General features: G+C 70.5%; 19 protein-coding genes and 2 pseudogenes. 13 read left to right on the forward strand and 8 right to left on the reverse strand.

Features of this window, described 5'->3' with window-relative positions; translation table 11 throughout:
- Positions 1 to 9: 9 nt before the first annotated feature.
- The gene (locus Acy02nite_RS27510) at positions 10 to 249 is read right to left on the reverse strand and encodes a response regulator (protein WP_203745700.1); all 240 of its coding nucleotides are present in this window, start codon (positions 247 to 249) and stop codon (positions 10 to 12) included.
- Between the two features lie 236 nt (positions 250 to 485).
- On the opposite strand from Acy02nite_RS27510, the gene Acy02nite_RS27515 reads away from it, so the two are divergent.
- Complete coding sequence (locus Acy02nite_RS27515; RefSeq protein WP_203745702.1) at positions 486 to 1,982, forward strand: GGDEF domain-containing protein; 1,497 nt, start codon at positions 486 to 488, stop codon at positions 1,980 to 1,982.
- A 134-nt stretch (positions 1,983 to 2,116) separates the two neighbouring features.
- On the opposite strand, the gene pflA is transcribed toward Acy02nite_RS27515, so the two are convergent.
- From pflA to Acy02nite_RS47785, 3 genes and pseudogenes are all read right to left on the reverse strand, one after another.
- Positions 2,117 to 2,917: a pyruvate formate-lyase-activating protein gene (gene pflA, locus Acy02nite_RS27520; RefSeq protein WP_203745704.1), complete on the reverse strand. Its 801-nt coding sequence runs from the start codon at positions 2,915 to 2,917 to the stop codon at positions 2,117 to 2,119.
- Positions 2,914 to 4,698, reverse strand: a complete 1,785-nt coding sequence (locus tag Acy02nite_RS27525) for a pyruvate formate lyase family protein (protein ID WP_438820869.1) — start codon at positions 4,696 to 4,698, stop codon at positions 2,914 to 2,916. Before Acy02nite_RS27525 ends, pflA begins: the two co-directional genes overlap by 4 nt.
- 58 nt (positions 4,699 to 4,756) lie before the next feature.
- Positions 4,757 to 5,155: pseudogene (locus tag Acy02nite_RS47785) on the reverse strand (pyruvate formate lyase family protein); the annotation flags it as partial.
- Positions 5,156 to 5,339: 184 nt separating this feature from the next.
- Here Acy02nite_RS47785 and Acy02nite_RS27530 point away from each other — a divergent pair.
- The 4 genes and pseudogenes from Acy02nite_RS27530 to narI all read left to right on the forward strand — a co-directional run bounded on the left by Acy02nite_RS27530 (position 5,340) and on the right by narI (position 11,744).
- A complete protein-coding gene (locus Acy02nite_RS27530; RefSeq protein ID WP_203746186.1) occupies positions 5,340 to 8,891 on the forward strand; it encodes a nitrate reductase subunit alpha in 3,552 nt (1,183 codons plus the stop codon).
- Positions 8,891 to 10,348, forward strand: a pseudogene (narH, locus tag Acy02nite_RS27535) (nitrate reductase subunit beta); the annotation flags it as partial. The gene Acy02nite_RS27530 and the pseudogene narH, both read left to right, overlap by 1 nt.
- A 29-nt stretch (positions 10,349 to 10,377) precedes the next feature.
- Positions 10,378 to 11,004, forward strand: coding sequence for a nitrate reductase molybdenum cofactor assembly chaperone (gene narJ / locus Acy02nite_RS27540; protein WP_203745708.1), 627 nt, complete (start codon positions 10,378 to 10,380; stop codon positions 11,002 to 11,004).
- Complete coding sequence (narI, locus tag Acy02nite_RS27545; protein WP_203745710.1) at positions 11,001 to 11,744, forward strand: respiratory nitrate reductase subunit gamma; 744 nt, start codon at positions 11,001 to 11,003, stop codon at positions 11,742 to 11,744. Before narJ ends, narI begins: the two co-directional genes overlap by 4 nt.
- Positions 11,745 to 11,759: 15 nt before the next feature.
- Here narI and Acy02nite_RS27550 read toward each other — a convergent pair whose 3' ends face one another.
- Positions 11,760 to 12,644 carry an NYN domain-containing protein gene (locus Acy02nite_RS27550; RefSeq protein ID WP_203745712.1) on the reverse strand — a complete coding sequence of 295 codons (885 nt, stop codon included), beginning with the start codon at positions 12,642 to 12,644 and terminating at the stop codon, positions 11,760 to 11,762.
- Positions 12,645 to 13,028: 384 nt separating this feature from the next.
- Between Acy02nite_RS27550 and Acy02nite_RS27555 the strand changes: the two genes are divergently transcribed.
- The gene (locus Acy02nite_RS27555) at positions 13,029 to 14,225 is read left to right on the forward strand and encodes an MFS transporter (RefSeq protein WP_425548229.1); all 1,197 of its coding nucleotides are present in this window, start codon (positions 13,029 to 13,031) and stop codon (positions 14,223 to 14,225) included.
- Positions 14,222 to 16,927, forward strand: coding sequence for a bifunctional acetaldehyde-CoA/alcohol dehydrogenase (adhE, locus tag Acy02nite_RS27560; protein ID WP_239175257.1), 2,706 nt, complete (start codon positions 14,222 to 14,224; stop codon positions 16,925 to 16,927). The genes Acy02nite_RS27555 and adhE overlap by 4 nt, the downstream gene beginning before the upstream one ends.
- Positions 16,928 to 17,339: 412 nt before the next feature.
- Here the strand turns inward: adhE and Acy02nite_RS27565 are convergent, their stop codons facing one another.
- Positions 17,340 to 18,989: a DUF8823 domain-containing protein gene (locus Acy02nite_RS27565; protein ID WP_203745716.1), complete on the reverse strand. Its 1,650-nt coding sequence runs from the start codon at positions 18,987 to 18,989 to the stop codon at positions 17,340 to 17,342.
- Between the two features lie 120 nt (positions 18,990 to 19,109).
- On the opposite strand from Acy02nite_RS27565, the gene Acy02nite_RS27570 reads away from it, so the two are divergent.
- Positions 19,110 to 19,886, forward strand: coding sequence for an inositol monophosphatase family protein (locus tag Acy02nite_RS27570; protein WP_203745718.1), 777 nt, complete (start codon positions 19,110 to 19,112; stop codon positions 19,884 to 19,886).
- Positions 19,887 to 20,099: 213 nt separating this feature from the next.
- On the opposite strand, the gene Acy02nite_RS27575 is transcribed toward Acy02nite_RS27570, so the two are convergent.
- The gene (locus Acy02nite_RS27575) at positions 20,100 to 20,393 is read right to left on the reverse strand and encodes a hypothetical protein (protein ID WP_203745720.1); all 294 of its coding nucleotides are present in this window, start codon (positions 20,391 to 20,393) and stop codon (positions 20,100 to 20,102) included.
- Between the two features lie 338 nt (positions 20,394 to 20,731).
- On the opposite strand from Acy02nite_RS27575, the gene Acy02nite_RS27580 reads away from it, so the two are divergent.
- The gene (locus Acy02nite_RS27580) at positions 20,732 to 20,935 is read left to right on the forward strand and encodes a cold-shock protein (protein WP_203745722.1); all 204 of its coding nucleotides are present in this window, start codon (positions 20,732 to 20,734) and stop codon (positions 20,933 to 20,935) included.
- 224 nt (positions 20,936 to 21,159) lie between these two features.
- Here Acy02nite_RS27580 and Acy02nite_RS27585 read toward each other — a convergent pair whose 3' ends face one another.
- Complete coding sequence (locus Acy02nite_RS27585) at positions 21,160 to 22,020, reverse strand: LysR family transcriptional regulator (protein ID WP_239175258.1); 861 nt, start codon at positions 22,018 to 22,020, stop codon at positions 21,160 to 21,162.
- A gap of 83 nt (positions 22,021 to 22,103) precedes the next feature.
- On the opposite strand from Acy02nite_RS27585, the gene Acy02nite_RS27590 reads away from it, so the two are divergent.
- The 4 genes from Acy02nite_RS27590 (at position 22,104) to Acy02nite_RS27605 (ending at position 26,327) form a co-directional block, all read left to right on the forward strand.
- The gene (locus Acy02nite_RS27590; RefSeq protein WP_203745724.1) at positions 22,104 to 22,799 is read left to right on the forward strand and encodes an SDR family oxidoreductase; all 696 of its coding nucleotides are present in this window, start codon (positions 22,104 to 22,106) and stop codon (positions 22,797 to 22,799) included.
- Positions 22,800 to 23,131: 332 nt separating this feature from the next.
- The gene (locus Acy02nite_RS27595) at positions 23,132 to 24,427 is read left to right on the forward strand and encodes a class I SAM-dependent methyltransferase (protein ID WP_203745731.1); all 1,296 of its coding nucleotides are present in this window, start codon (positions 23,132 to 23,134) and stop codon (positions 24,425 to 24,427) included.
- A 32-nt stretch (positions 24,428 to 24,459) separates the two neighbouring features.
- Positions 24,460 to 25,053 (forward strand): sugar O-acetyltransferase, encoded by a 594-nt coding sequence (locus Acy02nite_RS27600; protein ID WP_239175259.1) that lies wholly within the window; start codon positions 24,460 to 24,462, stop codon positions 25,051 to 25,053.
- Positions 25,054 to 25,184: 131 nt separating this feature from the next.
- Positions 25,185 to 26,327 (forward strand): low temperature requirement protein A, encoded by a 1,143-nt coding sequence (locus Acy02nite_RS27605; RefSeq protein WP_203745733.1) that lies wholly within the window; start codon positions 25,185 to 25,187, stop codon positions 26,325 to 26,327.
- The last annotated feature ends 13 nt before the right edge of the window (positions 26,328 to 26,340 follow it).

The following is a 26,340-nucleotide window of genomic DNA, read 5'->3' on the forward strand; positions in this document are numbered from 1 at the left end:
CGCCATGCGTCATGCCGTTCGGGCGAGATCGGTGCCGCTGGCGGCGAGGCCGAGCGCGGTCAGCACGAGTGCTGGAACGGTCATGTCGGATCGTCGTAGCCGGGCGAGTGACGAGAAGGGGCCTTCGATGGCGGATGGGCCCCGGCCAAGGTCGAGCGCGTCGTAGCGGCGGGTCAGCGCCCGGTGCAGCCCGGACTGGCCGTCCGCGGCGAGGTCGGGCTCATGGCGGGCGCCCCGGAACAGCCGCACCAGCAGCGGGGCGCCCTCCCGCTCGTCCTCCCGGGACCGGCAACTTCAGCGGCACCCCGAAGCACGACGGGACCGGACAGGGCGATGGCGACTGATCACCTGCGCGACTTCGGGTGCAGCGGCACATGGTGTTGATGCGTTCGAGTCAGGGCGAGGTCGCCGCGATGGTTAACGAGTCGCACACCACTGCCGATGGGAAGCCCATGAAGCACTGGTCCCCTCGTGCGTTGCCGGTGATGGCAGCTGTCATGGGCGTGCCGACGCTAGTGGTTCCGGGGTCGCTGACGGCTCAGCTGACGTACACGCTCGCCTTCTGCGTCATCGTGGGGTCGGCGTGGCTGGCGGTGCGTGCGAGTACCGATTCGCGGTGGCCGCGGTCGCTGATGGCCGGCGCGCTCACCGTGTGGCTTGCCGGTGATCTGCTGTCCTCGGTACTGACCTGGCGGTTCGGCGGACTGGGTGCTTTGTCGGCGGCCGACGTGTTCTGGGTTCTGGGCTATCCGCTTCTGGCCTGCGGGCTGATCGTCATGGTCCGCCGGCGGGCACCCGGCCGGCTGCGCGAGGCCACGCTCGACGGGCTGGCCATGGCGACGGTCGTCGGGGTCCTGTTCTGGCAGTTCCTCGTGCTGCCGGAGATCAGCGGCAGCACCATGTCACCGGCAGTGGTCCTGGGCGTCTTCTACCCGTTCGGTGACGTGCTGCTGTTCGTCGCCGGTACGCTGCTGGTCCTCGCACCGGGCAACCGGCACGGTTCGACCGGATACCTCGTGAGCGGGCTGGCCATCACCTTCGCCGGGGATGTGGTGATCGCCGTGCTGGCAGCGGTCCTCCCCGATCTCGACACCGGACGGCTCGACGCGCTGCTGCTGCTGGCGAACAGCATGATCGCCGCGGCGCTCTGGGACCGCAGCTCACCATGCCCGGCCGGCGCACGAGCTGATGGCGAACGGCTCCATCCCGCCCGTCTGGTCTTCCTGGGTATCGCGCTGATCGCGCTGCCGGTATTGACGCAGACACGCGTCCGCGACGACCTGCTCGGCCGCACCGTCTCGTTGAGTGCCACCGTCTTGCTCACGATCATCATCCTCGTTCGGTTCGTCCTGGTGGTCCGGAGCCAGGAACGGGCCACATCGGCGCTGGCGCACCGGGCGACCCACGATGACCTGACCGGACTGGTCAATCGCCAGGAACTGCACGCCCGGCTTACCGCGGCGCTCCAGCAGCACCGCGATGGCGGACCGACCCTCCACTTCCTGGACCTCAACGGCTTCAAAGCGATCAACGACCGATACGGCCACGCCGCCGGCGATTTCGTCCTCACCGAGGTGGCCCGGCGCCTGCGGCGCGAGACCCGCGCCGCGGACACCGTCGCCCGGCTCGGCGGAGACGAGTTCGTCGTCGTCACCGACGACACGGCCGGCGCCGCCGACCTGTCCCATCGGCTCCGCACCGCGGTACGGGCCACGATGACCTTCCGCGAGCACCAGCTCACGGTAGATGTCAGCATCGGCGTAGTCTCGGCGGCCGACCTGCACCGTCCCGACTCCGACCTGCTCCTCGCGACCGCCGACGACCAGATGTACCGAGACAAACGCCGCCGCCGAGATGACACCGCGGACGAGGCGACGGACGGGAACAGCGGCCGGCTCAGGCTCACGGCACCGCCGGCGGTGGTATCGACCCCGAGACCGGCACGGATGGAAACGACAGTGGGCCGGGGATCCGTACCGTAACCGGTGTTTCCGGCCCTTCGGTCAGAGGGTTCCGGCAGCCGGGCCGGCGCTGGTCAGTCCTCTCCTCGGCCTCGTCGGCCCGTGCGGCGGCCGACAACATCGGCGGGTGGTCCGGCTCGAGCGGCTCACCGGCGTCACGAGGTCGTGACCCGCAGACCCCGGCCGGTGAAGTGTTCGGCCGCGGCGGCCAACTGCTGCGCGGTCGGCGGCAGCGTGCCGGCCAGGGGGTATCGCAGACCCAGCTCGCGGTACTTGGCGACCCCCAGCCGGTGGTAGCCGAGGATGTCCACCTGCTCGACGACGTCACCCCAGCCGGCGGCGATCTCGGCGACACCGTCGACGTTGGCCGGGTCGTCGGTCAGGCCGGGAACCAGGACGAACCGGATCCGCATCCGGTTGCCGCGCTCGGCGAGCCGGTGCCCGAACTCGATCGTCGGGCGCAGCTCCACGCCGGTCACCCTGCGGTAGGTGGCCGGGTCGCTGGACTTGACGTCGAGCAGGACCAGGTCGGTGTCGTCGAGCAGCCGGTCGGTGGCCCGGGCGCCGAGGTATCCGGAGGTGTCGAGCGCGGTGTGCAGGCCTTCCTGCTTGCAGCGGCGCAGGTACGCCTCGACGAAGTGCTCCTGCAGCAGCGGCTCCCCGCCGGAGACAGTCACCCCGCCGCCGGACGCCTTGATGAACGCCTTGAACGTCAGCATCTTCGCCACGAGCGCGTCGAGGGTGACGTGCCGGCCGTTGCGTCCCTCCCAGGTGTCCGGGTTGTGGCAGTACAGGCAGCGCAGGTGGCAGCCGGCCAGGAACGTGACGAACCGGGTGCCCGGGCCGTCCGCGGCGGTCACCACGTCCCACGAGTGCACCGAGGCGACCAGGTCCCCCGGGTGCGCCCCGGCCGGGGTGATGCCCAGGTCGGGACGCTGGAGGAAGGCGCCGTTCACAGTGTGCCGTGGAACGTGCGGGAGATGACGTCGAGCTGCTGTGCCCGGGTGAGCCGGACGAAGTTGACAGCGTATCCGGAGACCCGGATGGTCAGCTGCGGATAGTTCTCCGGGTGGGCCATCGCGTCCTCGAGGGTGGCCCGGTCGAGCACGTTGACGTTCAGGTGGAAGCCGCCCGTCGCGGTGTAGCCGTCGAGGACCCCGACCAGGTTGCGCACCTGCTCGTCACGGCTGTTGCCGAGGCCGTTCGGGGTGACCGTGGTGGTCAGCGAGATGCCGTCCTGGGCATGCTCGTACGGCAGTTTCGCCACCGACAGCGCCGCCGCGACCATGCCGTGCCGGTCCCGGCCGTTCATCGGGTTGGCGCCCGGTGCGAACGGCGCCCCGGCACGACGGCCGTCCGGGGTGTTCCCGGTGTGCTTGCCGTAGACCACGTTGGACGTGATCGTCAGCACCGACTGCGTGTGCACCGCCCCGCGGTACGCCGGGTGCTTACGGATCTTGGCCATGAACGTCTCGACCAGCCCGGTGGCGATCGTGTCGGCCCGGTCGTCGTTGTTGCCGTAGGCCGGGAGCTCCCCCTCCACGACGTAGTCCACGACCAGCCCGCGGTCGTCACGCACCGGCCGTACCGTGGCGTGCTTGATCGCCGACAGCGAGTCGGCCGCCACCGACAGCCCGGCGATGCCGCACGCCATCGTGCGCAGCACGTCGGTGTCGTGCAGGGCCATCTCGATCCGCTCGTAGGCGTACCGGTCGTGCATGTAGTGGATGATGTTCAGCGCGTTCACGTACGTGCCGGCCAGCCACTCCATCATCGTGTCGAACCGCTGCGCGACCTGCGCGTAGTCGAGCACGTCGCCGTCGAGCGGCGGCAGCTGCGGGCCGACCTGGGCGCCGGAGATCTCGTCGCGGCCGCCGTTGATCGCGTACAGCAGCGTCTTGGCGAGGTTGACCCTGGCCCCGAAGAACTGCATCTGCTTGCCGACCGTCATCGCCGACACGCAGCACGCGATCGCGGTGTCGTCGCCGAAACGCGGGCGCATCAACTCGTCCGACTCGTACTGGATCGCGCTGGTGTCGATCGAGACCCGGGCGCAGAAGTCCTTGAAGCCCTGCGGCAGCCGTGACGACCAGAAGACGGTCAGGTTCGGCTCCGGCGCCGGCCCCAGGTTGTAGAGGGTCTGCAGGTAGCGGAAGCTGCTCCGGGTGACCAGCGGACGACCGTCGTCGCCGATCCCGCCGATCGACTCGGTCACCCAGGTCGGGTCGCCGGAGAACAACTCGTCGTACTCCGGGGTCCGCAGGAAGCGCACGATCCGCAGTTTGATCACGAAGTCGTCGACCAGTTCCTGCGCCTGCTCCTCGGTCAGGCGGCCCTCGTCGAGGTCACGCTGCAGGTAGATGTCGATGAACGTCGACGTGCGGCCCAGTGACATCGCGGCGCCGTTCTGCTCCTTGACCGCGGCCAGGTAGGCGAAGTACAGCCATTGGATCGCCTCCCGCCCGGTGCGGGCCGGCCCGGAGATGTCGTAGCCGTAGCCGGCGGCCATCTCGATCAGCTCGCGCAGCGCCCGGATCTGCTCGGACAGCTCCTCGCGGCGGCGGATCACGTCCTCGGTCATCGGCACGTCCGCGCAGGCCACCAGGTCCGCCTTCTTCGCCGCGATCAGCGCGTCGACGCCGTAGAGCGCCACCCGCCGGTAGTCGCCGATGATCCGGCCCCGGCCGTACGCGTCGGGCAGGCCGGTGATGATGTGCGACTTGCGCGCCGCCAGGATGTTTGGGGGTGTACGCGTCGAACACGCCGGCGTTGTGGGTCTTGCGGTACCGGGTGAAGATCTCCGCGACCCGCGGGTCGGGCGTGTACCCGTACGCCTTCAGGCCGCCCTCGACCATCCGCCAGCCGCCGTTCGGGATGATCGCGCGGCGCAGCGGCGCGTCGGTCTGCAACCCGACGATCAACTCGTTCGGCTCGTCGATGTAGCCCGGCTTGTGACTGGTGATCGTCGACGGGGTGACCGCGTCGACGTCGTAGATGCCGCGTTCGCGTTCCGCCGGGAACATCGCCGACAGCCGGGCCCAGATGCCTCTGGTCCGCTCGGTCGGGCCGGTCAGGAACGCCGCGTCCCCGGTATACGGGAGGTAGTTCGCCTGGAGGAAGTCACGAACCGCGATCCCGTCGCGCCATCCGTCACCGATGAACCCACGCCACGGATCCAGACCGATTGTGCTCATCTCGTTCTCCCCTGCGGCGACGTGTCGAAGCCTTCCTCCTCACGGTCGTCCGCGGGCGCCGCGCATTCCAGGGACTTTGGTCCCGACCGGCTCGGGACCACGTCCCCCTGATCTCGGCGGGCCGGACGACCAGGCTGGGTGCCGGAGAAGAAGGAGGGACCTCGTGGCCGACACACCCGCGCCGCTGCTCGCCGCTCGCCGTTTCCTGACCCGGGAGACCGTCGGCGACCACGGTCGTACGCTGCACCAGGTCTCCGACGGGGACTGGGAGTCGTTCTACCGTGACCGGTGGCGCTACGACCGCGTGGTCCGCTCCACGCACGGGGTCAACTGCACCGGCTCCTGCTCGTGGAACGTGTTCGTCCGCGACGGGCTGATCACCTGGGAGCACCAGGCCACCGACTACCCGACGACCGGGCCGGACGCGCCCGACTACGAGCCACGGGGGTGTCCGCGGGGAGCCTCGTTCTCCTGGTACGAGTACTCGCCGTCGCGCGTGCGGCACCCGTACCTGCGCGGCACTCTGGCCGAGATGTTCCGGGAAGCGCGGCAGCGCCTCGGTGACCCGGTGCTGGCGTGGGCCGAGATCGTGGAGACGCCGCTGAAGGCGCGCGCCTACAAGTCGCAGCGCGGGCGCGGTGGTTTCGTGCGAGCGAGCTGGGACGAGGCGATCGAGATCGCGGCGGCCGCGCACGTGTACACGACGAAGACCTACGGCCCGGACCGCGTGGTCGGCTTCTCGCCGATCCCGGCCATGTCGATGGCCTCGTTCGCGGCCGGGACCCGGTATCACGCGCTGCTCGGCGGGACCCTGCTGAGCTTCTACGACTGGTACGCGGACCTGCCGATCGCCTCGCCGCAGATCTGGGGCGACCAGACCGACGTGCCGGAGGCCGGCGACTGGTGGAACTCCACCTACCTGATGATGTGGGGCTCGAACATCCCGGTCACCCGCACGCCGGACGCGCACTTCCTGGCCGAGGCGCGGTACCGGGGCACCAAGGTCGTCGCGGTCAGCCCGGACTACGCGGACAACGTGAAGTTCGCCGACGACTGGCTGGCGCCGCACCCGGGCACCGACGGCGCGCTCGCGATGGCCATGGGTCACGTGATCCTCAAGGAGTTCTTCGTCGAGCGGCAGGTCCCCTACTTCCAGGACTACGTCCGCAAGTTCACCGACCTGCCATTCCTGGTCACGATCGACGACGGCAAGGCCGGCCGGTTCCTCACCGCTGCCGATCTGGGCGAGGCGGACGGCGAGCACAAGCCGGTGCTGATCGACCAGCGCGACGGTGCGATCGTCGTCCCGAACGGCACCCTCGGTTTCCGGTACGGCGAACCGGGGCGCTGGAATCTCGATCTCGGCGACGTCGTGCCCGCGCTGGGAGTCGTCGGCGGCGAGACGGTACCGATCGAGCTCGCGCGGTTCGACATCGGCGAGACCGAGGGAGGCGCCACGATCCGCCGGTCCGTCCCGGCGCTGCGCGTCGGCGAGCATCTCGTCACCACGGTTTTCGAGCTGATCCTTGCGCAGTACGGCGTGGGGGACGACGACGGCCCGAACACGCCCGCCTGGCAGGAGCGGATCACCGGTGTCCCGGCGGCCGTCGCGACCCGGATCGCCCGCGAGTTCGCCCGCAACGCCGAGCGCAGCCGCGGCCGTTCGATGATCGTGCTCGGGGCCGGCGCCAACCAGTGGTTCCACTCGGACATGACGTACCGCGCGTTCATCTCGCTGGTCACGCTCACCGGCTGCCAGGGCGTGAACGGCGGCGGCTGGGCGCACTACGTCGGCCAGGAGAAGGCCCGCCCGGTCACCGGCCAGCAGCACCTGAGCTTCGCGTTCGACTGGCAACGGCCGATGCGGCACCAGGCCGCGACCCCGTTCTGGTATCTGCACACCGACCAGTGGCGCTACGAGCGGGTCGCCGCCGACGAGCTGGCGTCACCGCTGGGGACCGGCCGGTTCAAGGGGATGACGTTCGCGGACACGGTCGCCGCCGCGCAGCGGATGGGGTGGAGCCCGGGTCACCCGTTCTTCGGCCGCAACCCGCTGGACCTCGCGGACGAGGCCGCGGCGCTCGGCAAACCGGTCCAGCAGCACGTCATCGACGAGTTGCGCAGTGGTGGGCTCAAGGCCGTCGCGGAGGACCCGGACGACCCGGCCAACTTCCCGCGCTGCCTCACGCTGTGGCGGGCCAACCTGCTCGGCTCCTCCGGCAAGGGCAACGAGTACTTCATGCGGCACCTGCTCGGCGTCGAGGGCTCGGCCACCGCCACCGAGTGCGGCCCGGACGAGCGGCCCCGGGACGTGACGTGGCGCGACGAGGCGCCGGTCGGCAAGCTCGACCTGCTCACCGCGATCGACTTCCGGATGACCAACACCGGGCTGCACGCCGACCTGGTCCTGCCGGCCGCCACCTGGTACGAGAAGCACGACATCTCCACCACCGACATGCACCCGTTCGTGCACGCGTTCAGCCCGGCCGTCGAGCCGCCCGGTGACGCCCGGACCGACCACGACACCTTCCTCGCACTGGCCGACAAGGTGAGCGAGCTGGCTGTCGTGCACCTCGGAACCCGTACCGACGTGCTTGCCGTTCCTCTGACCCACGACACTCCGGACGAGCTGGCGATGCCCGGCGGACGGGTGCGGGACTGGAAGCTGGGCGAGTGCTCGCCCACCCCGGGGAAGACCATGCCGAAGCTGGTCACGATCGAGCGGGACTACACGCAGATCGGACACAAGATGCGCAGGGTGGGGCCGCTTCTCGACAAGCTCGGCACCACGACCAAGGCAATCACGGTCGACGTCAATCCGGAGATCGCCTATCTGAGGCACCAGAACGGGGTCGTCGACGGCCGCCCGTCGATCGCGACCGCCGACCGGATGTGCGAGGCGATCCTCGCGCTCTCGGGGACGACGAACGGGCGCATCGCCCACGCGGGCTTCGTCGAGCTGGAGAAACGCACGGGACAGTCCTTCACCGATCTGATCGAAGGACACGAGAAGGACCACATCACGTACGCGGACACTCAGGACGGTCCGCAACCGGTGTTCACCAGCCCGGAGTGGTCCGGGTCGGAGAAGGGTGGCCGCCGTTACTCGCCGTTCACGCTGAACGTGGAACGCCTCAAGCCGTGGCACACACTCACCGGCCGGCAGCACTTCTTCGTCGAGCACGACTGGGTGGCCGAGCTCGGCGAGCAACTCCCCGGTTTCCGGCCGCCGCTGAACATGGCCCGGCACTTCGGCAAGCCCGGCGAGGCGGTCGACGGCGGGGTGACCGTCCGGTTCCTGACCCCGCACGCGAAGTGGTCGATCCACTCCATGTACCACGACAACGAGCTGATGCTCGCCCTGTCCCGCGGCGGCCCGGTGATCTGGATGAGCGTGCCGGACGCGCAGAAGATCGGCGTCCGCGACAACGACTGGGTCGAGGCGCACAACCGCAACGGCGTCGTCGTGGCCCGTGCCGTCGTCAGCCACCGGATGCCCGAGGGCACGGTCTTCCAGTACCACTCGCCGGAACGGACGGTGAACGTCCCCAAGGCCGAGAAGTCCAAGAAGCGCGGCGGTTACCACAACTCGATGACCCGGCTGCTGATCAAGCCGACGCACCTGGCCGGCGGGCACGCGCAGCTCACGTACGCCTTCAACTACTACGGCCCGATCGGCAGCCAGCGCGACGAGATCACCGTGATCCGCCGCCGTACCCAGGAGGTGCAGTTCTGATGCGGATCCGCGCGCAGATGGCGATGGTGATGAACCTCGACAAGTGCATCGGCTGCCACACCTGTTCGGTCACTTGCAAGCAGACGTGGACGAACCGGGAGGGCACCGAGTACGTCTGGTTCAACAACGTGGAGACCAAGCCCGGCATCGGCTACCCGAAGTTCTACGAGGACCAGGAGCGCTGGAAGGGCGGCTGGAAACTCGACCGCAAGGGACGGCTCGTCCTGCGCAGTGGCAGCCGGCTCCGGCGACTCGGGAACCTCTTCGTCAACCCGGACCTGCCGTCGATCGACGACTACTACGAGCCGGCCACGTTCGACAAGGACATCCTGGTCAGCGCGCCCGGTGGCCTGACGGACACCCCGGTCAAGCGGCCCCACTCGCGGCTGACCGGCGAGCCGATGGCGATCACCTGGGGCGCGAACTGGGAGGACTCGCTCGGCGGCCCGACCGCGCAGGACGACCCGAACCTCGCGAAGATGGGAGAGACGGTCAAGTTCGAGTTCGAGAAGACGTTCCTGTTCCACCTGCCCCGCATCTGCGAGCACTGCCTGAACCCGGCGTGCGTCTCGGCCTGCCCGTCCGGCGCGATGTACAAGCGCGACGAGGACGGCATCGTGCTGGTCGACCAGGACCGGTGCCGCGGCTGGCGGATGTGCGTGTCGGCGTGCCCGTACAAGAAGGTCTACGTCAACCACGCCACCGGCAAGGCCGAGAAGTGCACGCTGTGCTTCCCGCGCATCGAGGCCGGGCAGCCGACGATCTGCTCCGAGACGTGTGTCGGCCGGCTTCGCTACCTCGGCTTGATGTGGTACGACGAGGACGCCGTCCTGGCCGCGGCCTCCGTCGAGGACGACGCCGCGCTGCTGGACGCGCAACGGTCGGTCTTCCTCGACCCGAACGACCCCGCGGTGCAGCAGGCCGCCCGGGACGCGGGCATGCCCGAGGACTGGATCACCGCAGCCGCCGCCTCCCCCGTGTGGAAGCTGATCGGCGAATACAGGATCGCGCTGCCGCTGCACCCGGAGTACCGCACCCTGCCGATGGTCTGGTACGTGCCGCCGCTCTCCCCCGTGCTGGACGCGGCCGGCGCCGCGGGCCGCGACGACACGGACGCCGACGACATCTTCCACACCATCAGTGACCTGCGGATCCCCGTGGAGTACCTGGCCTCGATCTTCACGGCCGGGGACACCGGCGCGGCGGCCGGGGTGCTGATGAAGCTGGCCGGGATGCGCTCGTACATGCGGGCGCGGACCCTCGACGGCACCGTGGCGCAGGAGATCCTGGACCGGATCGGGATGAGCGCCGAGCAGGTGGAAGCCATGTACCGGCTGCTCGCGATCGCGAAGTACGCCGAGCGGTACGTCATCCCGGTCGCGCACCAGCGGCAGGCCGCCGAGCTGGACTCGCAGCTGACCGACTGCGCCCTGGACTGTGCGGGCGGCCCCGGCATGGGACTCACGATCACCCCGGTGGCGCGGTCATGAGGGCGGGCATCTTCCAGCTGGCGTCGGTGCTGCTCACCTACCCCGACGCCGAACTGCTCGCGGCCGGTGACGAGCTGCGGGCGGCCGCGGCCGCGATCACCGTCCCGGAGGCACGCGAACCGCTGGTCTCGTTCGTGGACGATCTGCTCGGCCGGACCGAGATCGAGGCGCAGCGCCACTACGTCCAGACGTTCGACCTGCGGCGCAAGTCTGGCCTCTACCTGACGTACTACCTGCACGGCGACACCCGCAAGCGCGGCATGGCCCTGCTCATGCTGAAGCAGCGGTACCGCGCGCACGGGCTGCGGCTCGACGGCGGCGAGCTTCCCGACCTGCTGCCGGTCGTCCTGGAGTTCGCCGCGACGGCCGGGCCCGGCGACGGCGAGGCGCCGCTGCGGCAACACCGGCAAGGCCTGGAACTGCTGCGTGCCGCACTGGAGGAGGCCGGGACGCCGTACGCCAGGATCCTGGAGGCTGTCTGCTCGGTGCTGCCGGAACTGTCCGACGCCGATCGCGCCGCCCTCGCCTCGCTGGCCTTCGACGGTCCGCCCCTGGAGACCGTGGGTCTCGGGCCGGACCTCACGCCCTACGCCACCTGCACCGCCGCGGAGGTCTCCCGATGAACACCCTGATCTGGGTCGTGCTGCCCTACGCCTGCCTGGCCGTCTTCGTGGCCGGGCACGTCTGGCGCTGGCGGCACGACCAGTTCGGCTGGACCACCCACACCAGTCAGCTGCTGGAGAGCCGGCTGCTGCGGCTCGGATCCCCGCTGTTCCACCTCGGCGCCTTCGGCGTGATCGGCGGGCACGCGATGGGCCTGCTCGTGCCGGCCTCGGTCACGTCGGCGCTGGGGATCCCCGAGCACCTCTATCACGCGGTGGCGGTCTGGGGCGGCACGGTCACCGGCCTGGTGCTGGTCGCCGGCCTGATCCTGCTGATCGCGCGGCGCCTGGTGAACGGCCGGATCCGCCGGGTCACCACCCGGATGGACAAGGTGTTGTACGCCGGCCTGACCGCCATGGTGCTGCTCGGCATGACCGCGACCGTGGCGAAGAACCTGCTCGGCGACGGCTACGACTATCGGGAGACCATCGCCGTCTGGTTCCGGGGCGTGTTCTGGTTCCAGCCGCACACCGAGCTGATGACCGGGGCGCCACTGGTCTACCAGCTGCACGCCATCGGCGGCTTCCTGTTCCTGGCGCTGTGGCCGTTCACCCGGCTCGTGCACGTCTGGTCCGCTCCCCTGGCGTACCTCTGGCGCCCGTACGTCGTTTACCGCGCCCGCCGCGGCCCCGTGCCGCCGCCTGCCCCGGCCCCCGCCGAGGTCCGCGACGCCGCCCGCCCCTCCCCGTCCCGCCCCTGACTCGCCAGACGGCCCTCAGACCTCGTCGTACTTCTCCCAGAAGCTGGTTCGAAGCATGTGCCGCACAGTTTCATTCAGCTCGACTCCCCCGAGACGATCAGACAAATCGGTCAGCAGGGCTTTGTCGATCTCTCGGGGAATCGATGGCCTCGCGACCATGAGCTCCGTCAGCGCCTCCGCTGTGGCGGACCTACGGAAAGTCGCCAGGACGTTGGTGACCACTGAGTCGATCTGCTCGGCGAGAACAGTGGGATCTTCACTCATCGTCGTGCCGGACTGAAGTCCGGACGACGGGCCTCCCTGCGTGGTGAGGCCGTTGGGCATTGCCTTCGCCCGCGGTCGCCCGCCCAGCACTTCGACCTTCGTCACCGTCTGGTCGATGGTGTCCGGGAATATGGTCTTGAGCCCATCAGCGGCGCGAATCAGATGCCGGCTGATGGCGTGGGGCCCGTCATTCGCGTCGGGAACGGCCAGCAGGATCACCTGCACGCCGTGGACCTGGGCCTCCTCGACAGCCTCGGTCAGATCATCGTCCCCCGAGACGAGGATGAAGACGTCTGCGGTGCCGTTGCGTGCGTGCGTCACCAGATCAAGGCCAATACGCAGGTCGACGCCTTTCTGCTGGCCTTCCCTCCCGAATCGGCCGAGCCGCAACTTGACGTTCGACAGTTCGCCGATGAGTTGCTGCTGATTGTCGGGAACGCCGTCCCTGGCAGAGTCGTACCAGTGCACTCGCAACACCGGCACGCCCGATAGCGCCTCGGCCTGCTGGACGAGCGCGTCGATCAATGACTCGTAGTCGACCTGAATGCCGTTGCGAAACGACGTTCCTGTCACCCGGACAGCCGCGGCGCTGAGCAGATAACCGACGTCGACATAAAGGGAGCACCTGGGCCTCACGCTCCACAGGATGCCACCAGCCCAGGAGCGATGCGGGCCCGAGGTGCAGTGCTCAGCCGCCCGTGGCGACCCGGTCGCCCGATCTTCACGGCTGGTGGTCAGGGGTGTGTCCGAGGCTCTGACACACCCCTGGACGCCAGCTGCGGCAACTCGGCTGGTGGTCAGAGGTGCATCAGGCCCCTCGACACACCCCTGGACGCCAGCCGGGGACAGCGAGCTGGGCACCACCGGAGCAGATCCGCGCACCCGGCCGGCGGAGGTGAGCGGGCGGTCCCGGGCGGTCGGGACCAAGGTCCCTGTCGGCGCCGGGGCCGCCGCGAAAGGCTGTCGGTGCAGGTCCGGAAACCGGGCCGGGACAGTGACCATGGAGACGACATGAGCTCAGTGCAGGGCCGGGGAACTCCCGGCCGGGCGGGCGTGATGCTCGCCCTCGCGACGATCGGATTCGCCGTCAACTTCTGGGCGTGGGCGCTGCTCAGCCCGCTCGCCACCCGGTTCACGGCGGCCCTGCAGCTGAGCTCGTTCCAGCAGTCGCTGCTCGTGGCGGTCCCGGTCGTGGTGGGCTCGCTGGGGCGGATCCCGGTGGGGGCGCTGACCGACCGGTTCGGCGGGCGGATCATGTTTCCGCTGGTCTCGCTGGCGACCATCGTGCCGGTGCTGTACCTCGGCCTGGCCGGTCACGACTCGCTCGCCGCGATCCTGGTCGGCGGGTTCTTCCTCGGCATCGGGGGCACCGCGTTCGCGGTCGGGGTCCCGTTCGTCAACGCCTGGTTCCCGCCGGAGCGCCGCGGTTTCGCCGTCGGGGTCTTCGGGATGGGCATGGGCGGCACCGCGATCAGCGCCCTGACCACCGTCAAGCTGGTCGACGCCGGTAGCCTGCGGACCCCGTTCCTGATCACCGCCGTGGTCCTGGCCGGCTACGCCGTGACCGCCTGGCTGGTGCTGCGCGACGCGCCGAACCGGGCCGTGCCGGCGACCCCGTTCACCGCCAGGCTCGGCGCGACCGTGCGGCTACGCATCACCTGGCAGGCGGCGGCGCTCTACTCGGTCGCCTTCGGCGGTTACGTCGCCTTCTCGGTCTACCTGCCGGCCTACCTGAAGAACGCGTACGGGCTGGCCCAGGCCGACGCCGCGAACCGGATGGCCGGGTTCGTGCTCCTCGCCGTCCTGATGCGCCCCGCCGGTGGCTGGCTCGCCGACCGGATCGCGGCTTCGCGGGTGCTGGCGGGCAGCCTCGCCGTCGTGGTCGCCGGCGCGCTCGTGCAGTCGTTCACCCCCGGGCTGGCCCCGCTCGGCACGATCGCCTTCCTCGGCATGGCGGCGGCGCTCGGCGTCGGCAGCGGCGCCACGTTCGCCCTGGTCGCGCAGAAGGCCCCGGCCGGTCAGGTCGGCTCGGTCACCGGGGTGGTCGGCGCGGCCGGCGGGCTGGGCGGCTTCATCCCGCCGCTGGTGATGGGTTCGATCTACGGCAGCTACCACTCGTACGGGCTCGGCCTCGCCCTGCTGGCCGTCGTCGCGCTCGCCGCTCTGGCCCTGGACCTGCTCTCGGTCGGCCGGAACCGCGAGGCGGTGACGGCATGAGCAAGTCTGCGAGCGCAGTTTCCGACCCCCGGCCGACGCCGGAACGCAGCGGAGATCTGAGCACCGACCACAACATCGTGACGATCAGTGAGGAAAAGACGATGGACGTCGACGTCAGCATCATGGTGGACGCTCTGGTGACCGCCGGGCTGAAGGCCCTCTCCGACTACGACGCGTTCGACCAGGAGAGGATCGACCACATCGTCAAGAAGGCCTCAGTCGCGGCCCTGGACCGGCACGCCGCGCTCGCGCGCCTCGCCGTCGAGGAGACCGGCCGGGGCGTCTTCGAGGACAAGGCGGTGAAGAACATCTTCGCCTGCGAGCATGTCACGCACAGCATGGCGAAGGTCCGCACGGTCGGCGTGATCAGCGCGGACGACATCACCGGGATCACCGAGATCGCCGACCCGGTGGGGGTGGTCGCCGGCATCACCCCGGTCACCAACCCGACCTCCACCACGATCTTCAAGGCACTGCTGGCCCTCAAGACCCGCAACCCGATCGTCTTCGCGTTCCACCCGTCCGCGCAGCGGTGCAGCGCCGAGGCGGCCCGGGTCGTGCGGGACGCCGCGATCGCCGCCGGGGCCCCGGAGAACTGCATCCAGTGGATCGACCAGCCGTCAGTCGAGGCCACCACGGCGCTCATGCATCACCCGGGCGTCGCCACGATCCTGGCGACGGGCGGCAACGCCATGGTCCGGGCGGCGTACTCGGCGGGCAAACCCGCGCTCGGCGTCGGCGCCGGCAACGTTCCCGCGTACGTCGAGAGCAGCGCCAAGCTGCAGCGCGCCGTCAACGACATCGTGCTGTCCAAGTCGTTCGACAACGGCATGATCTGCGCCTCCGAGCAGGCCGCGATCATCGACGACGCGATCTACGACGCGGCGCTCGCCGAGTTCCGGGGGCTGCACGCGTACGTCGTCTCGCCGCAAGAGAAGCGCCTGCTGGAGGAGTTCATCTTCGGCACGGCCGCGCACGGGGCCGGCTGTGACGGCGCGAAGCTCAACCCGGCGGTGGTCGGCCGGAGCGCGGCGTGGGTGGCCGAGCACGCCGGGTTCACGGTCCCGGACGGCACGTCGATCATCCTGGCCGAGGTCGGTGAGGTCGGGCCGAACGAGCCGCTGACCCGGGAGAAGCTGTGCCCGGTCCTCGCCGTGCTGCGCGCCGGCTCGCGCGAGGAGGGGTTGCGCGCCGCCACCGCGATGGTCGAGTTCCACGGGCTCGGCCACAGCGCTGTCATCCACACCGAGGACGAGGAGCTGGCCGTCGAGTTCGGCAAACGGGTCAAGGCCGTACGCGTGATCTGGAACTCGCCGGCCTCGCAGGGAGGGATCGGCGACATGTACAACGCTTTCCTTCCGTCGTTGACGCTCGGGTGCGGCAGTTACGGGCACAACTCGGTGTCGAACAACGTCTCGGCGGTGAACCTGATCAACGTCAAGCGGATCGGCCGGCGCACCAACAACCTGCAGTGGTTCAAGGTGCCCTCCAAGATCTACTTCGAGCCGTACGCCATCCGGTACCTCACCGACATGCCCGGCGTCGAGCGCGTCACGATCGTGACCGACGAGCACATGACCCGGCTCGGCTTCGTCGAGCGCATCGACCGGGTGCTGCAGAACCGTCCGAACCGGGTGGTCGTGCAGATCATCGACGACGTGGAGCCCGAACCCCGGATGACCACCGTCGAGCGCGGCGCCGAGCTGATGCGCTCGTTCCGCCCCGACACGATCATCGCGCTCGGCGGCGGCTCGGCGATGGACGCGGCCAAGGTGATGTGGCTCAAGTACGAGCACCCGGAGATCGACTTCGACGACATGCGGGAGAAGTTCTTCGACATCCGCAAGCGGGCGTTCGCGTTCCCGACGCTCGGCGAGAAGGCACAACTGGTCTGCGTCCCGACGACCTCCGGGACCGGGGCGGAGGTGACCCCGTTCGCGGTGATCACCGACCACCGGACCGGCAAGAAGTATCCCCTCGCCGACTACGCACTCACCCCGACCGTCGCCATCGTCGACCCGTCCCTGACCGCGAGCCTGCCCCGGGTGATCGCCGCCGACAGCGGCTTCGACGCGCTGACCCACGCGATCGAGGCGTACGTGTCGGTCTACGCCAACGACTTCACCGACGGTCTCGCCCTGCAGGCCATCCGGCTCATCTTCGCCAACCTGGAGAAGTCGGTGGTGCACGGCGACGCCGAGGCGCGGGAACGGATGCACAACGCCGGCACGATCGCCGGGATGGCGTTCGGCAGCGCGTTCCTCGGCATCGTGCACGCCATGTCGCACACGCTCGGCGCCACGTTCCACATCGCGCACGGGCGCACCAACGCGGTGCTGCTGCCGCCCGTCATCCGCTACAACGGCAGCACCCCGTCGAAGCTGTCCGGCTGGCCGAAGTACGAGAGCTACCGCGCGCCGGAGCGCTTCGCCGACATCGCCGGCCTGCTCGGCCTGCCGGCGGCCACCCCGGCCGAGGCGGTCGCCGCGCTCGCCGAGGCCGTCGAGCGGCTGCGCGACGCCGTCGGGATCGAGCCCAGCTTCGCCGCGCTCGGCGTTGACGAGCGGGCCTTCCTGGCCGCCCTGCCGCAACAGGCCCTCAACGCGTACGAGGACCAGTGCGCCCCGGCGAACCCGCGCATGCCGATGCTCGACGACATGCAGGGCCTGATGCGCGCCGCCTACTACGGCGAGCCGCGCTGAGGCTTTCCCCGCCACCCCGGCGCGATACGCAGGGCCGGCTCTCCTGGTGGCCGAACAGCCGTCATGAGGGCCGGCCGCGGTTCTGCGGAGGCCGGCTGGTTCTGGTGGTCGTTATGAGGCACGAATAACGACCACCAGAACCAGCCGGAAGGGTGAGTCGCGCTGCGGGCCTGGACCGTCGCCACCGTCGCGGGGGTTCACGGGCGGGCGAGTGCCCTCCGGCCGGCGGCCTGCACGGGTCTGCTGCTTTGACCGGAACCACCCACGGACGTCGCCCTTGCGGGTTTCGCGTTCTGGGCCGCCCGCGGCCCTGCGAAGCCCGGAAGGGTCCCCGCGGGAGCGACGGTCTGTACCCCCGCGGAGAGAGGCAAGGAAGAAGTTGACCTTGATCTTCGATCTGGCCCGGAGCGGGTCAGCGAGGCGGCTCGGGGGTGGGCGAGCTCGTCGGGCAGGGGGTGCCGCGCAGCAGGGAGTAACGGGCCTCGATCGTGTACGTGCCGGCCGCCTGCGCGACGAGCTCGGTCCAGGAGCCGTTCTGGGCGAGGCAGGCGTTGGGCGTGGAGCCGTGGATGGCCAGCCACGGTGACCAGGCGATCCGCAGCAGGGTCGTGCCGGGGCCGGGCAGGTGGACGGTGACCGCGGCCGGGCCGGCGTAGGTGACGGTCGCCGGGGTGGAGGCGAGCGGGTCGGAGCCCTCGACCTGGTAGATCCGCCAGTTCTGGTCCTCCCAGACCATCGGCAGCCATGATTGGCCGGCCGTGATGATGCGGGCCTCGGCGATCCCCGCGTCGTCCGGCTCCGCGGTGGGCAGCACGACGAAACCCACACTCCAGTTGTGCAGCCAGGTGCGATACGACTCCGCGGTCAGAGTGCCGTCGTAGAACAGCGGGTTGCGGTGGACGTCGGCCTGCCGGTTCCAGCCGCGGGCCAGGTTCACGTGCGGGGCGAGGCTGACCGCCTCCCAATGGGTCCGCAGCGGCACCACCTCGACGCGCCCCTGCTCGGCGCGCAGCCGTTTGAGGACGTCGACCAGTGGCTGGGCGGCGGCGACGGTGGCGGGGGCGTTCCTCGTGCGCGCGTAGTCGGCGAGCGGCTGGATGACGGTCCACGTGGCGAGAGCGGTGGCGATGACGTACGTCACCAGCGTCTTCGCCCTGCGGGGTGTGCTGACCGCCGCGGCGCAGATCAGGAAAGCGGCACTGAGCAGCACCGCGAGCCGCTCGACGTTGCTGCCGATCGGGGTGGGCAGGACCCAGCACAGCGCGACGCCGAGCGCGTAGACCCAGGCGCCGGCCCGGACCGTGCGCCAGCCCGCCGGGATCAGCACGGCGACGGCGACCGCGGCACCGACCGTGACCAGCGCGGCGTACCACGGGAACGGTTGCACGCCGGAGAACGGGAACAGCATCGTCGTCGCGCCGATCACCGCGGGCGGGCCGGCTCCGAGCCAGAGCCCGTGCCGCCGGCGGCCGCTCAGGAACATCGCCGCGGCCAGGACCTCGATGAACAGGCCGGCGACCGGGCTGCCCAGGGTGGCGACCGTGCCGAGAACCGCCGCGGCGACCGGCCGGGGACGGTGGCGGCCGGTTCCGTTCAGCGAACAGATCGCCGCGGCGAGAGCGAAGAGCAGGCCGATGAGGTACGTCACCCGGCCCGCAGCGAGATTGCCCCAGACGGCCACCGCCATCCACAGGGCCGGCACCAGCGGCCGCGGGAAGCCCGAGCGCAGCAGCACGTAGCCGGCCAGGAACGCGGTGCCCGTGCAGACCAGGACGCCCGTGGTGCGGACGCCGAGCCAGGCCATCAGGTACGGCGAGATGACGCTGTACGACGCCGGGTGCATGCCGCCGTACCACGACAGGTTGTAGGCCGAGCCCGGGTGGTGCCGGACGAACGAGGTCCACGCGTACTGAGCGGCGAGATCACCGGCGTCCCGGGCCAGCCAGAAACCCCAGATGAGGCTGAGCACACCGGCGAGCGAGCCCGCCACCACGTCGGGCCTGCGCCACCAGCGGGGCAGGGCGACAGGCGGGCCTGCAGAGGCGCGGTCCAGGAGCACCATGGGGTTCGTTGTTCCGTTCGTCCCGTTTCTGCCGGCGGCGAGGAACAGGACCGGCTCGGCCGCAGACCGTAACACCTGCGCGCCCGATTTCGGTCACCCGCCGTCCGATACCGTGCCGGAATGGACCGAGATCTGCACGCCGCCCGTGACCTCGTCGCCGGCCTCGCCGAACGCGCCGGCCGCCTGCAACTCGACCGCCGCGGCACGCTGCGCGTCGGCGCGCCGAAGGCGCACGTCAACGATGTCGTCTCGGACGTCGACATCGCCAGTGAGCAGCTGATCGTGGACGCGATCCGGGCGGCCTGGCCGGACGACGCGGTGCAGGCCGAGGAGGGGCACGGCCGGGACGGGACGAGCGGCTGGACGTGGATCGTCGACCCGCTCGACGGCACCCGCAACTACATCAGCCGGACCGGGCCGTGGTCGGTCTGCATCGCGCTGCGGCAGCAGGACCAGCTCCGGATGGCAGTCGTGCACGAGCCGGTCGCCGGGGAGACGTTCAGCGCGATCGACGGCGGCGGCGCGTTCCTCAACGGCGGGCCGCTCGTCGCACCGGCCGGGGTGCCGCTGGAGAAGGCGCTGGTCGGGGTCAGCTTCCAGCCGAACCCGGCGACCAAGGAGCGGGCGGCGCGGGTCGTCCGGGAGTTGCTCCCGGTGGTCGGTGACATCCGGCGGCTGCCGGCCGCTCTGAACCTCGTCTACCAGGCGGCGGGACGCCTCGACGGCGGGCTGGCCCTGGACACGTTCCTGTGGGACATCGCGGCCGGGGCGCTGATCGCCCGGGAGGCCGGCATCGTCCTCGGCGGTCACGGGCCGGACTTCTCCACCGAGCTGACGATCGGGGCCGCGCCGTCGCTCTGGCCCGAGCTGTCGGAACGGGTGCGCGCCGCCGCCTGACGCCCCGGGCCGGACAAAGCCGCCGCCCGACGCGGGGCCGGACAAGGCCGCCGCCCGACGCAGGGGCCGGACAAGGCCGCCGCCTGACACGCGGGCCTGCGGGTCAGACAACGCTGCTGTCTGACGCGCGGGCCGGCGGGTCACATGGCGCTGCGGCCCGACGCGGGCCGGCGGGTCACACCGCGCCGGCTCCCGGCGCGCGGACCGGTGGGGTCAGGGAGTGTCGCCGGCGGCGGGACGCTGCCGCGGGTGGTTCAGCGGTGCGAGCTGCACGGTCCACGTGCGGGCGGCGCCGATCGTCTCGCCGGCGCGGCAGAGCAGATCGCACCCCATCTGCGTGGTGCCCTCGGCGAAGGCGCGGTTGATCACGCTGATCGCCTTCGGGTGGTCGCCCGCTTCGAGAGCCTGGTCGAGCGCGGTCGTCAAGACCCGGGCGAGCGCGGCGTGGAAGTTCGCCGCTCCCCTGTCCCGCAGGTTTCTGGTGGTGACCGTGGGCATCACTGACACGAGGTGGATCTCCTCTGATCTCGGTGGAGCGACCCCGGCGGATCGAGCCCCCGTCAACCCTACGCGCCACCTCGCCGGAAAACGCTGTTCACGGGCGCTCGATATCCCGATGAGCGCTGTGACGGCGGTCGCTTCGGTGGAATACGCGGCGGGCGGCGGGTTTTGTGCTACGTTCGTCCCGTTGCAGTTTTGATTTCCGTAGACGTTTTCGGCGCCTGTTGGGTCATCTGAGCCCGGCGGGCGCTTTTCGTTTGTCGTGTCGGTTCGACGCGGGCGATCAACGCGGCGGCGTCCGATTCCGCATCCCGCGGTCTCGAACAGCCTGCGAAGGGGCAGACATGGTTACCGGTACCGTGAAGTGGTTCAACGGCGACAAGGGCTTCGGTTTCATCAGCCAGGACGACGGCGGCCCGGACGTCTTCGCCCATTTCTCGGCGATCTCGGCGAGCGGTTTCCGCAGCCTCGACGAGAATCAGCGCGTGGAGTTCGACATCACGCAGGGCCAGAAGGGCCCGCAGGCGGAGAACATTCGCACGCTCTGATCCACGCACTACATTTCGGCGGTCCGACTGGTTCAGCGGGCCGCCGTTTTGGTGTCTCCGGTTCACATTCCACCGGCTGGCCGGCGGATCCGTGATCGGCTGCGCCGCCCACCCGCGCGCCCGCGCCCGCCCACGCCCGGCCCGCCCACGCACGCCCGGCCCGCCCACGCCCGCGGCCGCGGCCGCGCCCGGCCAGCCCGCGGCCGCGCCCGGCTCGCGCCCGCTCAGCCGGCTCGCCCGGCTGGTGGGGCCGCGACCGTGGCCGAGGCGACCTGGGCCGCCAACGCCGCGAACTCGTCGATCAGCGGGTTGCGCCGCCCGGCCGGCCAGGCCAGGCAGACCTGGTTGTCCGCGATGTCGTCGATGCGGGCGCTGGTCACGTCGGGCCGGGTGTAGAAGGTCATCGTCGACAACGGCAGCACCGCCACGCCGCGCCCGGCCGCCACATGCTCCAGCTTCTCCTCGACCGCCAGGGCCGGCACCGGCACGGCCGTGACCGTGGCGACCCGCGCCCACTCCGGCACCGCGGCCGGATCCTGCAGCAGGGGCTCGGCGGCCAGGTCGGCGATCCGCACGGATTCCTTGCCTGCCAGCCGATGCCCGGCCGGCAGCGCCACCACGCGCGGCTCGCTGAAGAGCGGCCGCACCGTCAGCCCGCGACGGTCGGCCGGCAACCGCAGGTAGCTGACGTCGGCACGGCCGTCGTGCAGCACCTCCACCTGGTCGTTCCAGGCGGTGCGCAGCACCTCGACGCTCAGGTCCGGATGCCGCTCGCGCAGCCGGCGCACGGCGCCGGTGACGATCAGGCCCGGCATGAACGCGACCACGAAACGGTCGGCTCCGGCCACCCGCTGCCGCACCGCGTCGGCCGCCGCGAGCAGAGCGGGGGCCTCGGCCAGCAAACGGTGCCCGGCCGTGGTCAGCTCCGTCGACCGGTGGTCGCGGCGGAACAGCTGGGCGCGCAGTTCGGTTTCCAGCGCGCGGATCTGCCGGGACAGCACCGGCTGCGCGATGTGCAGCTCGGCTGCGGCCCGCCCGAAGTGCAGGTGCCGGGCGACCGCCACGAAGTAACGCAGTTTGCGCAAGTCCAGGTCGATACCTTCAGGGTATTACAGGGGGCGTGACAGGTCTTGGACGCGGGGTCGCCGCCGGCCGCACCGTAGTGGTCATGAACATTGCGACACAGCGAGTGGTGGTGCTCGGCGGCACGTCGGGCATCGGGTACGCGACCGCGGCAGCCGCGGCCGGGCAGGGCGCCGAGGTGGTCGTCGTCTCCTCCGACCGGCGACGGGTCGACGATGCCGCCGCCCGGCTCGGCGCCACCGGCCTGACCGCCGACCTCACCGACCCGCCGACCGGCCTCTTCGAGCGGATCGGCCCGTTCGACCATCTCGTCTACACCGCCGGCGGCCCCCTGTCGCTGATGCCGGTGACCTCCTTCGACCCGCGGGTGGCCCGGGAGTTCTTCGGGTTGCGCTACTTCGGGGCGCTGAGCGCTGTCCGGGCCGCGCTGCCGTTCCTGCGGGAGGGTGGATCGATCACGCTGACCACCGGGACGGCCGGCAACCGTCCGGCGCCGGGCTGGGCGCTCGGGGCGAGCATCTGCGGCGCGATGGACTCGCTGACCCGGGCGCTGGCGGTGGAGCTGGCCCCGATCCGGGTGAACGCTGTCCGGCCGGGCGTGACGCGGTCGCCGCTGTGGGGTGACGACGCCGGCGACTTCTACGAGCAGACGGCCGCCGGTGTGCCGCTGGGGCGGGTCGGCGAGGTCACGGATGTCGCCGACGCGTACCTGTATCTGATCGGCCAGTCGTTCACCACCGGCACGATCCTGACCGTCGACGGCGGCGCGCTGCTCGCCTGAGTCATCCGCTCCCCCGCCGGCCGAGGCCCCGACGCCGGCGCGAGGTTCCGGCTGGCCCTCACGGTCGTTACGAAGGTCGGACAACGACCGTGAGCGCCAGCCCGGGACCTCGCGCCGGCGGGCTTCCTCGGCTGGCGCGTGACCTGTCGTTCGACGGGGGCAAAGGCTCATCGACGTACGGGGAACTGGTCTTGATCTTGGGGGTGAGTCCTTGGCCACAAGATATAGAAGGGCCTTATACAAGTGGCCTGACCAGGCGGATAGTGGCGGAAGATCGGCCGCGGCCGGTGCACTCCCCCGCACCGGCGCGGAGTTGCACCCGGGAGGTCACGATGCCGACCAAGAACACCACCCACGTCACCACCGCCGCCAAGCTCAAGAACCTTCTCGAGACGATGCTGCAGACCCCCATGCCGGTACGGCTGCGGGCCTGGGACGGCTCGGAGGCCGGCCCCGCCGACGCGCCGACGGTGATCGTCAGACACCGGCGGGCACTGCGCCGGCTCGTGTGGGAGCCGAATCAGCTCGGGCTCGCGCGGGCGTACGTCGCCGGTGAGATCGACGTCGAGGGCGACCTCTACGACGTGCTGGCGCGCCTGGCCGGGCTGCTCTGGCGCGCGCCCGGCGTGAAGGACGTGCCGCTGCGCGCGGTCGCCGGCGACGCCCTGCGGCTGGGCATCATCGGCAGCCGGCCGAAGCCGCCGCCGGAGGAGATGGTCGTGGCGGGCAGCCGGCACAGCAAGAGCCGGGACCGGCAGGCGATCAGTCATCACTACGACGTGGGCAACGATTTCTACCGGCTGGTTCTCGGCGAGAGCATGGTCTACTCGTGTGCGTACTGGACGTCGGACGATCCCGGTTACGGCCTGGCGGACGCGCAGCGCGACAAGCTCGACCTGATCTGCCGCAAACTGGAGCTGCGGCCCGGGATGCGGCTGCTCGACGTCGGCTGCGGCTGGGGCAGCCTCGCGATCCACGCCGCCCGGGAGTACGGGGTGCAGGTTCTCGGCATCACGCTCTCCACCGAGCAGGCCGAGTTCGCGCGCAAGCAGGTCGCCGCCGCCGGGCTCGGCCACCAGGTCGAGATCCGGATCCAGGACTATCGTGACCTGGACGACGGGCCGTTCGACGCGATTTCCAGCGTGGGCATGGCCGAGCACGTCGGCACCGGACCGTACCGGGAGTATGCGGGCATTCTGCACCGCCAGCTCAAGCCCGGCGGACGACTGCTCAACCACCAGATCTCGGCGCTGCACCCGTCCACGTCGGGCACGTCCGAGCAGCGCAGTTTCATCGACGCGTACGTCTTCCCGGACGGCGAGCTGGCCCCGATCGGCACCACCGTGACGCTGCTGGAGGACGCCGGCTTCGAGGTGCGTGACGTGCATGCGCTGCGGGAGCACTACGGCCGTACGCTCCGGGCCTGGGTCTCGAATCTGGAGTCGGAATGGGCCGCCGCCGTGGAGCTGACCAGCCCCGGACGGGCGCGGGTGTGGCGGCTCTACATGGCGGCGTCGGCGCTCGGCTTCGAGCAGGCGCGGATCGGCGTGAACCAGGTGCTGGCGGTCAAGACACACCGGGACGGCGCCAGCGACATGCCGCCGACCAGGGCGAACTTCCTGAGCTGAGACCCGGTAAGGTCATGTGTACGATCGTACACATGACCTTACCGGACCCTGCCGACGGCGACTCCCGATCGATGCGCGAGCGGATGCTCGGCGGCGACCTGTACCGGGGCGCCGACCCGGAGCTCGAAGCCGAGATGCGCCAGGCGATGGTGCTGACCAAAGCGTTCAACGACAGCGATCCGCGCGACCCGCAGCATCGCCGGAAGCTGCTGGAGGAGCTGCTCGGCTCGATCGGCGACGAGGTGGAGATCCGGCCGCCGCTGCACGTCGACTACGGCAGCCACCTGCACGTCGGTGACCGGGTGTTCGTCAACTTCGGACTGACCGCGCTGGACGTGGCGCAGATCCGCATCGGGCACGACGTGCTCATCGGGCCGAACGTGCAGCTGCTGACGCCGACCCACCCGATCGACCCGGAGCCGCGCCGGGCCAAGTGGGAGGCGGCCCTGCCGATCACCATCGGGGACAACGTGTGGATCGGCGGGATGGCGATGATCTGCCCCGGCGTGACCATCGGCGAGAACTCGGTGATCGGTGCCGGAGCGGTCGTGACCAGGGACATCCCGGCGAACGTGGTGGCGGTCGGCAACCCGGCGCGGGTCATCCGCTCCGTCCACGACGCCTGACCGGCGCCCTACTGCCTCACCGACGACGACCAGGGAATGCCCGCTCGCTGACGATGCCGCGAGTGCTGACGCCCCGGTGCCGACCCGCCGCGGGCACCCACCAGCCCATGGGATCGGGCAGACTCGATGCCATGAGTGAGGCGGGGGCGCCACAGCCGGACGAGAAGCGGGTCAGCTGGGCGGAGTTGTTCTTCGATCTGGTCTTCGTCGTGGCCGTGACAAAGGTGGCGGCACTGGTCGCGTCGGATCACACCTGGGCGGGGTTGCTGCGGGCAGCCGTCGCGTTCGTGCCGATCTACTGGACGTGGGTCGGCACGGCCATCATGACGAACCTCGACGACGTGTCGAGGGCGGCGGTGCGGCTGCGCGTCTTCGTCGTCGCCCTGGCCGGGATCTTCATGGCGCTCGCGCTGGACGACGCCTACGGCGAGGAGGGGCTGCTCTTCGCCGCGGCGTACTGGGGCGGGCGGATCGTGCTGGGCTGGCCGGTGCTGACACGGTTGCGCGGCGGGGTGCCGCTCACGCCGTACACCGTCAGCATGTTCGCGACCGGGCCACTGCTGCTGCTCGGGGCACTGCTGCCGGACAATCAGCGGACAGTGGTGTGGGCGATCGCGGCTCTCCTCGACCTGGCGAGCCCCAGCCTGCTGCGCCGGCGGCTGCTGGGTATGCACGTCGACGCCGGGCACCTCGCCGAACGGTTCGGGTTGTTCGTGCTGATCGCTCTGGGAGAGTCCGTGGTGGCGATCGTCACCTCGGTCTCCGACCACCTCACCGTTCTCGACGGGATGGCGGTCGCGCTGGCGTTCGCGGTCACGGTGGGACTGTGGTGGGTCTACTTCCACTTCGCCGCCGACGCGGTCCGCCACGCGCTCGCCACCGCGGCGGTGCAGCTCGACATCGCCCGGGTGGTGCTGTCGTACGGGCATCTGCTGTTCATCGGGGCCGTCATCACCGTCTCCGTGGGGCTGCACGATGCCGTCGCCGACCCGCGGCATCACCTGTCGTGGCCGGCGACCGGCCTGTTGTACGGCGGCGCGGCTCTCTACCTGGCCACGTTCGGACTGACGCGCTGGGCGATGTTCCGGCTCGTCTCGATCACCCGGCTGAGCGCGGCCGCGACCGTGCTCGCCGTCCTGCCGGTCGTGCCGTTCCTGCCCTCCGTCGCCTCGGTGGCCCTGCTCGCGCTGATCGTGGCGGGTCTGAACATCGTCGAGTGGGCACGCAACGACCGGATCGGATGGCGGGCGCTGCTCGCCCGCCCGGCCGAATGACGATCCGGGCGAA

The sequence above is a fragment of the Actinoplanes cyaneus genome (genome assembly GCF_016862095.1).
In the GTDB taxonomy this organism is placed as follows: Bacteria; Actinomycetota; Actinomycetes; order Mycobacteriales; family Micromonosporaceae; genus Actinoplanes; species Actinoplanes cyaneus.

Coding starts and splice junctions, on each gene's coding strand:
- Acy02nite_RS27515 (WP_203745702.1), top strand. CDS start 486: ATGGCAGCTGTCATGGGCGTGCCGACGCTAGTGGTTCCGGGGTCGCTG.
- narJ (WP_203745708.1), top strand. CDS start 10,378: ATGAGGGCGGGCATCTTCCAGCTGGCGTCGGTGCTGCTCACCTACCCC.
- narI (WP_203745710.1), top strand. CDS start 11,001: ATGAACACCCTGATCTGGGTCGTGCTGCCCTACGCCTGCCTGGCCGTC.
- adhE (WP_239175257.1), top strand. CDS start 14,222: ATGAGCAAGTCTGCGAGCGCAGTTTCCGACCCCCGGCCGACGCCGGAA.
- Acy02nite_RS27565 (WP_203745716.1), bottom strand. CDS start 18,989: ATGGTGCTCCTGGACCGCGCCTCTGCAGGCCCGCCTGTCGCCCTGCCC.
- Acy02nite_RS27570 (WP_203745718.1), top strand. CDS start 19,110: ATGGACCGAGATCTGCACGCCGCCCGTGACCTCGTCGCCGGCCTCGCC.
- Acy02nite_RS27580 (WP_203745722.1), top strand. CDS start 20,732: ATGGTTACCGGTACCGTGAAGTGGTTCAACGGCGACAAGGGCTTCGGT.
- Acy02nite_RS27590 (WP_203745724.1), top strand. CDS start 22,104: ATGAACATTGCGACACAGCGAGTGGTGGTGCTCGGCGGCACGTCGGGC.
- Acy02nite_RS27595 (WP_203745731.1), top strand. CDS start 23,132: ATGCCGACCAAGAACACCACCCACGTCACCACCGCCGCCAAGCTCAAG.
- Acy02nite_RS27600 (WP_239175259.1), top strand. CDS start 24,460: ATGACCTTACCGGACCCTGCCGACGGCGACTCCCGATCGATGCGCGAG.
- Acy02nite_RS27605 (WP_203745733.1), top strand. CDS start 25,185: ATGAGTGAGGCGGGGGCGCCACAGCCGGACGAGAAGCGGGTCAGCTGG.